General features: G+C 39.3%; 13 protein-coding genes. 1 reads left to right on the top strand and 12 read right to left on the bottom strand.

Annotated elements, in window-relative coordinates:
* Positions 1-188: 188 nt before the first annotated feature.
* The 6 genes from thrC to npdG form a co-directional block, all read right to left on the bottom strand.
* Positions 189-1,385 carry a threonine synthase gene (gene thrC, locus J2743_RS05335; protein WP_209625528.1) on the bottom strand — a complete coding sequence of 399 codons (1,197 nt, stop codon included), beginning with the start codon at positions 1,383-1,385 and terminating at the stop codon, positions 189-191.
* A 215-nt stretch (positions 1,386-1,600) separates the two neighbouring features.
* Positions 1,601-2,233 (bottom strand): stage II sporulation protein M, encoded by a 633-nt coding sequence (locus J2743_RS05330; RefSeq protein ID WP_209625527.1) that lies wholly within the window; start codon positions 2,231-2,233, stop codon positions 1,601-1,603.
* Positions 2,234-2,304: 71 nt separating this feature from the next.
* Positions 2,305-3,396 (bottom strand): tryptophan--tRNA ligase, encoded by a 1,092-nt coding sequence (locus J2743_RS05325; RefSeq protein WP_209625526.1) that lies wholly within the window; start codon positions 3,394-3,396, stop codon positions 2,305-2,307.
* A gap of 88 nt (positions 3,397-3,484) precedes the next feature.
* Complete coding sequence (gene endA, locus J2743_RS05320) at positions 3,485-3,994, bottom strand: tRNA-intron lyase (protein WP_209625525.1); 510 nt, start codon at positions 3,992-3,994, stop codon at positions 3,485-3,487.
* 211 nt (positions 3,995-4,205) lie between these two features.
* Entirely contained in the window at positions 4,206-4,790 is a 585-nt protein-coding gene (gene hxlB / locus J2743_RS05315; RefSeq protein WP_209625524.1) for a 6-phospho-3-hexuloisomerase, read from the bottom strand.
* Positions 4,791-4,887: 97 nt separating this feature from the next.
* Complete coding sequence (gene npdG / locus J2743_RS05310) at positions 4,888-5,559, bottom strand: NADPH-dependent F420 reductase (RefSeq protein ID WP_209625523.1); 672 nt, start codon at positions 5,557-5,559, stop codon at positions 4,888-4,890.
* A gap of 498 nt (positions 5,560-6,057) precedes the next feature.
* Here npdG and J2743_RS05305 point away from each other — a divergent pair, with 498 nt between their 5' ends.
* Complete coding sequence (locus J2743_RS05305; RefSeq protein WP_245248066.1) at positions 6,058-6,603, top strand: hypothetical protein; 546 nt, start codon at positions 6,058-6,060, stop codon at positions 6,601-6,603.
* Between the two features lie 133 nt (positions 6,604-6,736).
* Here J2743_RS05305 and J2743_RS05300 read toward each other — a convergent pair whose 3' ends face one another.
* The 6 genes from J2743_RS05300 to J2743_RS05275 all read right to left on the bottom strand — a co-directional run bounded on the left by J2743_RS05300 (position 6,737) and on the right by J2743_RS05275 (position 12,853).
* On the bottom strand, positions 6,737-7,486 hold the full coding sequence (locus J2743_RS05300) for a sugar phosphate isomerase/epimerase family protein (protein WP_209625521.1): 750 nt from the start codon (positions 7,484-7,486) through the stop codon (positions 6,737-6,739).
* Positions 7,487-7,613: 127 nt separating this feature from the next.
* A complete protein-coding gene (locus tag J2743_RS05295; protein WP_209625520.1) occupies positions 7,614-9,479 on the bottom strand; it encodes a PINc/VapC family ATPase in 1,866 nt (621 codons plus the stop codon).
* A 1-nt stretch (position 9,480) separates the two neighbouring features.
* The gene (gene hisI, locus J2743_RS05290; RefSeq protein WP_209625519.1) at positions 9,481-9,882 is read right to left on the bottom strand and encodes a phosphoribosyl-AMP cyclohydrolase; all 402 of its coding nucleotides are present in this window, start codon (positions 9,880-9,882) and stop codon (positions 9,481-9,483) included.
* Between the two features lie 63 nt (positions 9,883-9,945).
* Positions 9,946-11,244, bottom strand: coding sequence for a histidine--tRNA ligase (gene hisS / locus J2743_RS05285; protein ID WP_209625518.1), 1,299 nt, complete (start codon positions 11,242-11,244; stop codon positions 9,946-9,948).
* 237 nt (positions 11,245-11,481) lie between these two features.
* Positions 11,482-12,144, bottom strand: a complete 663-nt coding sequence (locus J2743_RS05280) for an RNA ligase partner protein (protein WP_209625517.1) — start codon at positions 12,142-12,144, stop codon at positions 11,482-11,484.
* A gap of 349 nt (positions 12,145-12,493) precedes the next feature.
* Positions 12,494-12,853, bottom strand: coding sequence for a hypothetical protein (locus J2743_RS05275; RefSeq protein ID WP_209625516.1), 360 nt, complete (start codon positions 12,851-12,853; stop codon positions 12,494-12,496).
* Positions 12,854-12,886: the final 33 nt, after the last annotated feature.

The following is a 12,886-nucleotide window of genomic DNA, read 5'->3' as shown; positions in this document are numbered from 1 at the left end:
ACTCCTATATATATGTATCGTTAAAATCAGTGATTATTTGGTGATCTATATGGTATTTGGTCATGTCAAGATGATCCCTATGATCTTGGGACACCACATGACAATTCATATGATCTTGGGTCATGAAGAAAAAATTAAGAAATAGAAATAGTCCAGTTTTTCCCCCAAAAAAAGTGGGAAAAAATCAATCAGTTTCCCTTTATAATCTTCAAAAGCGCATCAATATCAGCATCTACTTCAACAGGCTCTTCACACGCATTTATAGCTATATTAGGGTCTTTAAGAACATGGCCAGTGACTACACACACAATTTGTTCACCTTTGTCTATTTTCCCTGAATTAACTAACTTTTTAAGTCCTGCAATGGATGCTGCTGACGCTGGTTCCACTCCAATTCCTTCAGTTTGGGCCAGGAGTTTCTGGGCACTTAAGATCTCCTCATCAGTAACGGTTTCTGCCAAACCATCCGATTCATAAATGGCCCGAATAGCTTTCTTAGCACTTACCGGGGCCCCAATACGAATAGCAGTAGCTACAGTCTCCGGATTTTCCACAGGAACAATGTCATCCTGATTTTCCCGAACTGCATTGGCTATTGGGGCTGCGCCTTCAGCCTGTATTCCAGTCATGCAGGGAAGATCATCTATGAAACCAGCTTTTTGGAATTCAGTTATGCCCTTCCAAATTGCAGAGATATTTCCTGCATTTCCTACAGGTAATATGATCCGGTCTGGTGATTTCCATCCCAGATCATCCACAATTTCAAATCCAATGGATTTTTGACCCTCCAATCGGTAAGGATTGATTGAGTTTAAAAGGTAAAGCTGACCTTGCAGAGCCAGCTGGGTGATTGCCTCCAGTGCCTGGTCAAAGTTGCCCCTTACTGATAGAACCTGAGCTCCATGGAACATGGCCTGAGCCAGTTTACCCAGGGCAACTTTACCTGCCGGGAGCAGGACAACACACTTCAAACCTGCCCTAGCAGCATATGCAGCCAGAGAAGCGGATGTGTTCCCTGTAGAAGCACAACCCACAGTATCCACACCTAATTCAATGGCTTTGGTAATACCCACACTCATACCTCTGTCCTTGAAGCTGCCGGTGGGATTGGAGCCTTCTACTTTAACGTAAAGTTCAACTCCTAACTCTTTACCCAATTTATCACATTTGCAGAAGGGGGTGCCTCCCTCATCCAAACTAACTATACGGGATGGATCAACAGGCATAAACTCCTTGTACTTCCACATTGTTGATTTACGGCACCTGAAAACATCTTTTGATACATCTGGTTGGCAGATGACTTCCAGAATGGAACCACACTGATTGCAGGTGTAGATTATCTCATCGTCAGGATATTCTGCTCCACAAGATATGCATCTCATCATAATATCACCTTTACTATCTTAACATTTTGAATAAACATTTTATTTAATATAGATCTCATACTATTGGGAATTATTTTTTTTGAATACTTACAACTGATCCTGGATTAAAATTGGGATACCTCTAATTTTATTCTTGGATTAAAAAAAAATTTTGTTGAAATTTTCCTCAAAACAGATGGGATTCATCCCTTCATTATGTGTCAACTAAAATTTGGTTATACAACACTATTCATATACTGTATCCAGCCAGGAGTGAAGTTTGCTTCGATTACAGCAGCTATGAGAAGCAAGACTATGGCAATGCCCATCATAATCAACGTATCCTTGAAATCATCATAGTTAACTTCTAACAAGAATTTCAGCTGGTTTGCAATGCTGAAATCTGATTGTATTTTAAGTGTGCTCTTTAGAATGTTGATAACAATTTTTGCCAAACTAAATCCAGCTGCACCTGCAATTATGATCCCAAAAACCTCAAACACACCATGGGGAATGGTGGCTATGATGAAATCTCCGATTTGGTAGTGTGCTCCAGCATAACCAAGGAAAATTCCATTGTATATAAGGAAATAGGCAGTAGCCAGTCCAAAGATTATGCCTCCTGCATAGAGCACCAGTGCAACTTTGAGATTATTTAAGAATATAGATACAGTGTCAAGCTTTAACTCACCTTCCACAATACGTCTTTTAAATTCTCCCAACATACTTGCCATTATTGGTTCTAACATCCCTGCAAAGGCATATCCGATGAAAACAGAACATATGAACATCATAGCGGATAAAGCGAGAAAAGTTTCGTTCCGACGATATATTCCCCCAAACACACCTTCAAATCTTTCCCTGGCCATGTTTTACTCCTGAACTTTATGATACTTTATTGTGTATGATTTTATTATAGACATTATTTTTAAGTTTTTTTCTAGTTTAATATATCTTTAGCTTTATTCTTAGCATTGTTTCGTTTTGTTTCCAGATCTTTGAAGAAGTTCCTCATCAGCTCTGCAGCTCTGGCTTTACATTCTCCACACATAACATTGCCTTTTTTACATTGCTGGTAAATTTCCTTTAACTCAGCATCTGATTGGAGGAGATGGTAAAGTAACATTTCATACACAACACAGTCTTCAGGAACACCACCTTTTTCCTTTTGCTCGGTGAGACTTTCTCTCCCACCAGTTTTAGCAGATTTCAACTTCTTTTCGGCCAATTCTGGGGGGTCACTGAGGAATATGGCAGTTTTAGGTTTGCTACTTGACATTTTACCTCCGGTGAGTCCGGTGATGAAGCGGTGGTAAGTTGAAGATGGGCTTATGAAGTTGAACTGAGATTTGAATCGTTCAGATATATCCCGGGTGAGGCGTATGTGAGGATCCTGATCCGGGCCCACTGGAACCACTGTGGGTTTAGGACCACCCAATTCCTCCAATTGTGGGTGTAATATATCTGCAACCTGAATCATGGGTGTGTAAAGATGTGCTATGTTGGTAGAACCTGAAAATCCATATATGGATTTCATCTCATTCATGTTAACTTTTTTAGCAAGTTTATATGCTAAATCCTGCACAATCTTGTTTTCAGATTGCAGGTAGATGTGCAGGTTCTTATCATCAGGATCTAACCCTAAAGCTATGTAGTTGGTGATGTATTCATCTATTGCAATCTGTTTAGCTTCTGGGAAGCTGATTCCTCTTGCAGAATATGATTCCATATCAGCAATGGGGATGTAGATCTCGGCACCATGGTCCTGGTACCATACTAACTGGTCTACAATCATTTTGTGACCGATGTGCATTTTACCGCTGGGCATCATACCGGTTACCACTGCGAAGTTGTTTTTTTCCCGGATGGCCTTTACTATTCTTCCATAATCTCGATGTCCGAATATGACACCTCTGCGCATGAGAATATGGGGATTTTCAATATCCCCCAAAAGGTCATGGAATGGTTTTATTCCAAATTCTTCTATGAGTTTTTCATAGTTTACTATGGCTGAACTCCATGGGTCAATCAATAAATCACCTTTAATAATGTTTTTTTGGATATTTGATGATGTTAATCGTTCTTTAATCAGTTAATAAATTCATTTTCTATTACTAGCATTACGGTCTGGTCCACTCAACATTGTAGTAAGTTATATCCTGTTCATCGTCCACCACTGCCAAGAGAAGTTTTTTCTTAACTCCATGTGCCACACGAACGTAACTGGAGAAGTTGGAGATAGATATATCCTGACCTTCACATACCACCTTTACCACAAAGTCAGAGTGACCATCACCAGGGGATTTGCCCCTTTCATACAGTCTAAACTCAGAACCATACTTGAAACCAGTTTTAACAATATATCCCCGGTTGCGCAGATCCCTGAAGACAATGTATTTATACAGGAGACCCTTTTCCTGGATGAGCTCCCACATTTCATCCACGGATAGAACTTTACCCTTAACTTTGTCTGTAATTTTTATTTTACCCTTTTCCTGGAGGTAAAGAGCTTCCATAGGTGACAGTTGCAGTTCATCCTGGTTAAATTTACCATAGTGGCTTTTTTCATGAAGTGCGACAGCTTTGGGGTCATTGATTGTTATTAATTCTCCTCTTAACACGGCATCCATATTGTTTTCACCTTTTAATCAGCTGTCTTTTTTTGTTAATCTGTCAATTTCTGTAAATCTGTCAATTAATTTCTGTAAATCTGTCAATTAATTTCTGTAAATCTGTCAATTTCTGTAAATCTGTCAATTAACTTTATAATTGGAAAGGTTTTTTTAGGGAAATGATTGAGGTTTTTAGGATTACATCTGATCTGAATATTTCACACCGGATTTATCGATCCAAAGAGTGTAATTTTTCCATATCAGCTTCTTTTTTATCCAAACGGACCATGAAGGATGCTATAAGGCCATCTAGAAATAGATGGGTGCTGTCCTCGAAAAGAGTGCCCATGGGGGTCAAGTCATCGTAGTTACCCTTAAGAACATGTGAGGTATAATATTTCCAGGGTACTTTACTTTTACTTTCGATATTAACCACTACATCTGCATTTTTTCCCAGAGTAGAGTCAGGATCGGTTGTTATTCCCACCACTCGGGTTCCCACCTCTTTAGCAGTTTCAGCAGCCAGGGTCACGGTTTTGGTTTCCCCAGATCCAGAAATGGCTATCAAACAGTCTTTATCAGTGAGGGCAGGGGTGGTTACATCTCCCACTACGTATACTCTGAATCCCAGATGCATCAGGCGCATGGCGAATGATTTACCAACCAGTTCAGACCTTCCACTGCCCACAATAAAGGTGGACTCTGAATCAGTGATGCATCCAATCATCAGTTCAACTTGCTCGGGGTTGATACGATCGATAACTTCCAGGGCGTGTTTGGCTATTCCTTCTGCGGTTTTTTTTACGTATTCCATAATTAAGTACCTTACTACATTTTTTTTTAAGTTTTTTTTTAGTTTATAATCTTTTTAAATGAACTTCAGTTAATCCTTTAAGTGAACTTCCGTTAATTTAAAGTCCAGTTATCCTTATACCGGCCAGTTTTATTTTATTGCGGATGTTAAGGTTTATTAAAAGTGGAGTTATTTTTTCCACAATCCTGGCATTTTCCAGGGGACCACAATCAATTGCCCTTACTCCTGGAATTTTCTCGGCAAGTTCCATGGCCACTTTCTTGGATTCTGCATCATCTCCTGAGATCAGACAATCGCAATCTATGTCCTGCTCTATATTGGTCAGGCTGGCAGCACTAATATTGTTAAAGGCAGAGACCACCCTCACATTTTTATCCTTAAGGAAGATGGCAGTTCTTTCAGCGGCAGAACCATCCCACATATTCACATATTTCACTGGACTACCACCCAGGCAACTTTCCATGGGGACGGTGGCGTCAATGAATATTTTACCCTCCACATGGTCTGCAATGCTTTTTAAAGTTATCATTTGGGCCTGGAGGGGCACAGTCAAAATTAAAATATCTGCTTTGCTGGCAGCTTCTGCATTGATCAATCCCCTTACATTGGGACATTCATCTGATTTTAACATGTTTTCAATGAGGTTAACAGCATTTTCGGCTTTTTTTACATCTCTTGAACCTACAATTACCTGTTCACCTGCTTTTGTAAATCTCAGGGCCAGTCCAAGTCCCTGATCACCGGTTCCACCTATTATCCCTATTTTCAAAGAAAACATCCCCTTCAAATTTTTATAATCTATTACTCATTTTTTTCTATTCTTCCTTTTTATAGTTATGATAAAAAATATCATCGAATAATCATGTATAGGCACAAAGTATATAAGTAACTTCGACCCTAAACTGCCAGAATAGAGGTTTAATGAAGAAAAAACTTTTTTGATTTATAAAATTGAAGTTAAGTTTTTTTTATAACAATTAAATTTTCACATAGTAAGATAGATTTTGTAATATCATTAGATCTATTTTTATAGGTTTTATAATTGTTCAATGAGAATCATCCCACTTATTATTTATTAAAATTCATAATAAGTCGGTTTAAATTGTTTGAGGTGTTTAAATGTATGTTATGTGGTTCAAAGAACCCAATAGTCTTTAGTGGCGATTGTGGCAAACCGACAAACCAACTGGTACCACTAGGTGGCATGTCATAAAATAGGCATGATTTTGCCGGAATGAACCAAAGGAGGAATTATATTAAGCAAAATTTGTATAAAGCGGCAATTGCCCTTTTTTTATTAGTAGCATTGCCAGTAAGCAGTGCTTCATCAATTGGAGGATACTTTATACCAGGGGGAATGTATGGGGGTGAATCTGGATATCACTACTGGGAAAACTACTGTCCACTCTGCCATCACTATGGCTGTCTGTTAGTAAACCCTAAAGGAACCTACGAAGGTGAAATAACCTGTTTTAGATGTGATGCTGATTACGATGGATGTTCTGGATACGATAAATCTGCTTATGGTGCAAGAGCAAGATTAACTCCTGCACAACTGGAAGAAAAACCAGAAACAAATGAAATCAAAAAAACCAATACACAAAATGATACATCTACCATCGAAAAAGCAGCCAATTCAACACAAAACTCCACAAATAATGGAGAATCAACAAATTTAACATTAAAATCGTTGATTAAGACTAAAAATCCTGAAAAAACTGTTAATATGGGGTGGAGTGTTGGTAATGTGACAGTAAATAAAACTGTTCTCCAATACCACCTGGATAAAATAGGTGAACACTGGTTGTTCTAGAAACAACCACTCCAATTTTTTTGGTATGATTTTAATTTTTCATTTTTTTAAAAAAATTTAACCTACTAAATTCTGTTTTAGGTTTAATATAATGTTAAAATTCTATTTAGTTTAAAAAAATGTTAAAATAGTGTTATACTTTATTTTCAATGTATTTTAGACTTTCAACAACATCCTGGGGGTTTTTCACTTCCACCACCAGAACACCATCATAGTTAACATCATTCAAAGCTTCAAACAATGAATCAAAGTCTATACTCCCAGTGCCCAGTGCGTTATGATGGTCCCATGTTCCATCGTTATCACTAAGGTGAATGTGTTTTATCAGGGGGTATTGAACCATATCTTGAGGGGAAAAACCTGAATTATGGGCATGGCCTACATCTAAAGTCATATATGTACCTATATCTTCTAACAGTGAATTCAATTCCTTTAAATCCTGGAATAGGAGGCCTTCTATCACTGGCATGTTCTCCACACACATGTAAACTCCACAATCATCTGCATAGCTAGACAGTTCCTGCAGGGACTCGTAATTGTACTGGAAGATTTTTTCCTCAATTTTCCTACCTAAAACAGGCATACTCCCTGGATGAACTACTACCAACTCAGAATCCCATCTCACAGCCCTGTCCATAGATTTTTTAACCTCACCAATAGAGGATGTGCGTATGGCTTGGTTATGGGATGCCAAGTTAATATCAGAAAGAGGAGCATGCACAGTCAGTTTAACATTATATGATTCCAGTATGTCTTCATCAATTTCATTATAGGGATATTCATTGATGATCTCACAAAAACCAACACCCTTTGCTTCAAGATATTCCAATATCCTAGTAAAGGTTTCCGGGTAAAATGCCAGGTTCGAAACACCGATTTTCATAGTTATGCTCCTATAAATTCATTTAATAGTCTACAGGTACTGATGTTAAATATGCCAATCCAGATCTATGATCTTAAATTTTAAACCCATCTTAAAAAAAAAGTAAAAAATGGCTGATTAGCTTTTTTTATTCTTCCCTGATCCTGGCCTGAATATTAAGATTGTTCTTTTCAGCTTTTAGGATTATTTCAGCCAACTCAATATCCTTTTTTATTTTGATGGTGCCTTTTTTACCTACAGTGGCGGTGAAAAGATAATCTCCATCCACTAATATGTCGAAAGGAGTTCCCACCACATCTTTACCAAAATTCAAGACCACATAGTTACCTGAAAGTTCCACTTTAACTGGCATGTAATCAGGGTATAACACTTCTGGGACGCGACTACCTTTTTGGCGGGGCTTTGCCTGTCCTTTTTTAGCCTCCAGGGATTCCACACCAATACTTATGCCAACTTTACCCTCTAACTCTTCAATAGTTTTACCTCTTTTACCAATCAGTTGGGGGATTGAATCTTCATTCACCCAGACAGTGGCCCGACGGTCTGATTTCATGTCAGCTTCCACACGACCCGGTACCACCTTTTTAACTTCTTTTATGATCTCTTTTTCAGCCATTTTCTGGATGGGTGTCTTTTTTAATGGTGTTTTGCCCACATCCATAACAATGGTCTGTTCCCCATAGGTGTAGATCTCATGTACCAAGTCTTCGGTTTCAAAATCCCTGATTTCAATGACTGGTCTGGAAAGATCTGCCTCTAACATTCCAGTGGGGACTTTAACTGTGAGTTTAACATCATAGATTGCTGCCACTTTTCCTTCATCAATGTAGATGGTGGTGTCCACAATGGATGGAATCATACCCAACTCTACCCTGCCAATTATTCGTTGTATGGCGTCAATGGGACGTGTAGCATGTACCACTCCAATCATACCCACTCCAGCCAGGCGCATGTCTGCGAAGATCCGGAAATCTTTGGTTTTACGGAGTTCATCATATATGGTATAATCAGGCCTTACCAGGAGCAATATATCAGCAGTTTTACTCATATCCTTCTCCAGAGGTGCGTACTGGGTGATTTCATCTCCTACCTGCAGGTCACGGGGTGATTCCATGGTCTTAACAATGGCGCCCATGTTCTGGTACAACTCAGCAATCGCCTGGGCAAAAGTGGTTTTACCAGCTCCAGGAGGTCCTGCTATGAGTATACCTTTGGCACTGGTTTTTAATCGGTCTATAAGTTTTCCTGGTAACCGATAATTTTCAATTGAAACCTTGGCCACTGGTCTGACAATGGTGATTTCCAGACCATCAGAGAATGGTGGGCGGGCAATGGAGATACGGTACTCCCTAAACTGCACTACAGTGGCCCCTTCCCTTTCTATTTCAATAAAACTTTTAAAATCACTTTTGGCTCTTTCCACGATCTCACGTGACATGAATTCCATCTGTCCATGTGTAAGGGGTTTGGATCTTATGCGGACCAGTTTTATATTCCCTGGTTTCCCTTTTTTCGCCAGGGGAACTACGTTCTCTTTAAGATGGACAGACATGGTGTTATCATCAAAATATTTGGTTACTTGGATGTCACCATAATCTAACATCTCTGGTTTAAGGTAAATAGCGTTAAGACCCTGAGCTTCAGCCACTTCCCTTTGAACTCGGTCACTGGTTATCAGGGTTGCTTTATTTTCTCCGGCGGTGTCTCGTATCATGGCGTCGATCTCCCCGCCCCTTGCCAGTGATATCTCTTCAAGGGTGGGACGGCGCCCAACAAAGCTTAAATGGATTTTACCTTGACCATGCAGTTTTTGCAAATTTTTAAGTTCTTCTAAGCCATTGTATCCGCTGTCTCTTCCTTTGTTGGCTTGGTTTTCCAATTCAGATACAACTGCTTCGGGAACTATCACCTCACATCCCTGGTAGTCTTCTTCCTGGACTATGCGGGTGATTCTACCATCCACTATAACACTTGTATCTGGAACAATTCTCATCCTACTTATCTCCATAAACGTTTTCCGGTTCGAAAACTTTTTCTTTAACTATTTTAAGTTTAAATCCATCTTCATCTGATATTTCCCTGAAGAAACAGGAGTAATATCCTTCATGACATGCTGCACCATTCTGTTTCACCTTCAGGAGAACGGCATCCTGGTCACAGTCAGTGAAGATTTCTCTCACTTCCTGGGTGTGACCAGAGCTTTCACCCTTCAACCACAGCTGGTTGCGGCTGGTACTCCAGTAATGAGCTTTACCAGTTTCAATGGTTTTATTAAAGGCATCCTGGTTCATGTAGGCAACCATGAGCACTTCTCCGGTTTGATAATCCTGGGCTATGGCTATAACCAGTTTTTCTCCGTTAACCACATGACGGTAATTGAGTTGAGGTATATCCATGTAATCAATCCTTACAAATTTAATCAATTCTTAAAACATTCCATTCAATTAATCCTTTAAAAATCATTCGCTGGTTTTAATTCTGTCCAACAGAACACTTGTAATGTTTTTTATAGGTATTTGTTCCTGGTCTCCTGATTCCATATCCTTCAGGGTGATTTTGCCTTCTTCCAGATCACGAGCACCTACCAGGACCACAAATTTTGCCCCGGAGTTATCTGCAAAGGAAAGAATCTTTTTAAGTTTCCGGCCCACCAGTTCCACATCAGTAGTGATGTTGTTTTTCCTTAACTTTTGTGCTATTTCAAAGGCCTTGAGTTTTGTTTCTGTGGATATTGGTGCTACAAAGACTTCCACCCTACTTTTCAGTGCAGGTTGTGTTTTTTGAATCTTGAGGGATTCCATCACACGGTCAAAGCCAAAGGCGAATCCAGTGGATTCAACCTTTTCGCCACCGAAAATCTCTATTAAATTATAGGTTCCCCCACCACTTATTTGTTTCTGGGCCCCCAGACCCTCCACATAGATCTCAAAAACTGTTCCGGTGTAGTAGTCTAGTCCACGTGCAATCCCTAAATTTACAGTGTAACCGGTAAAACCAAAGGCTTCCAGCATTACTAGGAGTTCTTCCAATTCTTCCATGGATTTGGTAGCATCAGGATAATTTTTTACCAGTTCCTGGACAACTGGAATGACCTCTCGGTGTCCCTGCAATCCAATCAATTCCAGGAGAATGTTTTTTGATTCTTCATTGAGTTTTAACTCTTCCAACAATTTTTCCAGTTCTTTTACTTCTCCTTTGTCGATAATTGCCATTACCTGATCCTGTTGGTCTGCTGAAACACCATCCTGAGTCAGTATTCCCCTTAAAATTCCCAGGTTACCCAGGTGTATCTGGTAATCTTCCAGTTTCAGTTCCTCTAAACAGTGGGCTGCCAGGGCAATGATCTCTGCCTCGCAGTCGGGAGATTTTCCACCAATGAGTTCACATCCAAACTGCCAGAATTGACGGAAACGTCCGGCTTGTGGTCGTTCATAACGGAAACAACTCCCAAAATAATACATTTTTATGGGTCGGGGTGCTTTTTGTAATTGGTTTAAATATATCCTGGCTACAGGTGCTGTTAATTCTGGTCGGAGTGCCAGATCTCTTCCTCCCTTATCCTGGAAGTGATATATTTCTTCTATTATTCCTTCACCAGATTTAAGGGTGAAAAGGGCAAGATCCTCAAAAATTGGAGTTTTAATCTCCTGATAACCATAAGTTTCAAACACCTTCCTCATGGTGTTTTCAACAAATTTCCGTTCTTTCATCTCATCAAAGAGGAAGTCACGTGTTCCTCTTGGTTTTTGTAGTTCCATTCTAATTCTCCTATTGGTTAAACGTGAATTGCATTTTCATTTTTTAAAGTTTTAGCGAATTTTTATACATTTTTTGGTTAATGGGCAATGTTCTGATCAGGTGGGTAGTGGTGCTGGAAACTTAAGAATCATAACTAATGGTGTTGTTACTTACTATTTCAAGTTTAAAAAGATGTTAATGGATAAGCAGAATCAACGAAAGATTGGACTTTATCATCCTATTAAATGAATTTCCACTTATTCGTAATATTTTAAGTACTCTCTTAACATTTTAGGGAACGATTTAGCGCTTAAAAACCTGAGTCCCAGTCTTTCTGCCCAGACTTTGATTCCTTCGTCTGCTGCTACCACTCCGGCTCCCAGTTCCTTAGCAAGTAAAAGCACATCCAGATCAGGGGCACTGTCCAGGGTTCCTTTACGAAGTGCTGCACGGTAACGTTTCCTGAAATCTTTAATGGCTTTTCCAATAACTTCCATCTCGATCTGGGTCTTTTTCTCACCACGGGACATCATGACCATGGATTCCACTGCTGCCTCCCAGACCGCACTTTCTGAGATGCGCATGCCCTTGTTCATCCGTTCACGCATATCCTGCACATATTCATAGAATATTTCAGATGGTATTTTGGTGTCGTAACGGTTGGGTGATTTTTTCACGATCCAGGTTTCAGCCTTGATCATGGTTTCCTGGGGGCATTCATAGCGGCTTATGTAGTCAGTGAATTCTTTATAAGTGATGGGGGGCATGTGGCAACTGATATTGAGTTTTATCCTGGAACGGGCTATCAGGTCCAGCAGAGTATCTACAGTCTTATCCAATTCCCCGTCCCCATAAGCATCCCTTAACTTGTTATCTGTAAAGGCAGTTGTATCTAAAACAAACCTCTGTTTGGCGATCACGATTAAACCCCCATAAAATCATTTTTTCGTTATCTTTATCCATAGGAAGACAACAATCCCTTGATCCTGAAACTTGGAACATAGAATCTTCACTTTAAGATAACTCTTAATATTAACCTCTTTACTTTAACTAAGATAACTCTTAACATAATTTAATTTCTAATGTGATTAAAATAAAAGTTTCCATTAACATTTATAATAATAAAAATAGTTAGCTAATCAAACTTAAAAAAAAATAGTTATCAAAGAAAAATATCCAGAAAAAGATAAAAATAAGTAAAATATAAATTCTTTTCACGGTTTGATGGAACTTTTTATCTTGTGGGAATAAACGTTTTTTAAAATCTGGTTAAGTGGTATATCCACAAGCAGTACAGTATCCTTTCCTCCAACTGTCACCATGGAAGGCGTATGCTCCACAACTAGGACAGTAGAGTATTCCATCATTGTCTCCCCAACCGCAGGTAGGACACCTGGAACCCTGATACCAGGGGTAATGTCCACAATTAGGGCAATTTTGTGCGTTTACGGTTGATCCACTACTGGATGAACCACTAGAGCTACCTGATCCACTGGAAGAATCGCCATCTTCATGGATCACGATGGTTGTGTTCTTCTCATTATCATCCTCATTTTGAAAGGGATTAGTACAACCAGCTACTACTACAATTGAACAAACAACAAGCATTACAATAATTTCTTTCTTCATAACAGTATGCCCCCCCCATCTAAGTATTTAGGT

It is taken from the genome of Methanobacterium petrolearium (genome assembly GCF_017873625.1).
GTDB classification, from domain to species: Archaea; Methanobacteriota; Methanobacteria; order Methanobacteriales; family Methanobacteriaceae; genus Methanobacterium; species Methanobacterium petrolearium.
This window is presented reverse-complemented; position numbering and strand designations above follow the sequence as displayed.

Coding starts and splice junctions, on each gene's coding strand:
- thrC (WP_209625528.1), bottom strand. CDS start 1,385: ATGATGAGATGCATATCTTGTGGAGCAGAATATCCTGACGATGAGATA.
- J2743_RS05330 (WP_209625527.1), bottom strand. CDS start 2,233: ATGGCCAGGGAAAGATTTGAAGGTGTGTTTGGGGGAATATATCGTCGG.
- endA (WP_209625525.1), bottom strand. CDS start 3,994: ATGGATGCCGTGTTAAGAGGAGAATTAATAACAATCAATGACCCCAAA.
- hxlB (WP_209625524.1), bottom strand. CDS start 4,790: ATGGAATACGTAAAAAAAACCGCAGAAGGAATAGCCAAACACGCCCTG.
- J2743_RS05300 (WP_209625521.1), bottom strand. CDS start 7,486: ATGAAAATCGGTGTTTCGAACCTGGCATTTTACCCGGAAACCTTTACT.
- J2743_RS05295 (WP_209625520.1), bottom strand. CDS start 9,479: ATGAGAATTGTTCCAGATACAAGTGTTATAGTGGATGGTAGAATCACC.
- hisI (WP_209625519.1), bottom strand. CDS start 9,882: ATGGATATACCTCAACTCAATTACCGTCATGTGGTTAACGGAGAAAAA.
- hisS (WP_209625518.1), bottom strand. CDS start 11,244: ATGGAACTACAAAAACCAAGAGGAACACGTGACTTCCTCTTTGATGAG.
- J2743_RS05275 (WP_209625516.1), bottom strand. CDS start 12,853: ATGAAGAAAGAAATTATTGTAATGCTTGTTGTTTGTTCAATTGTAGTA.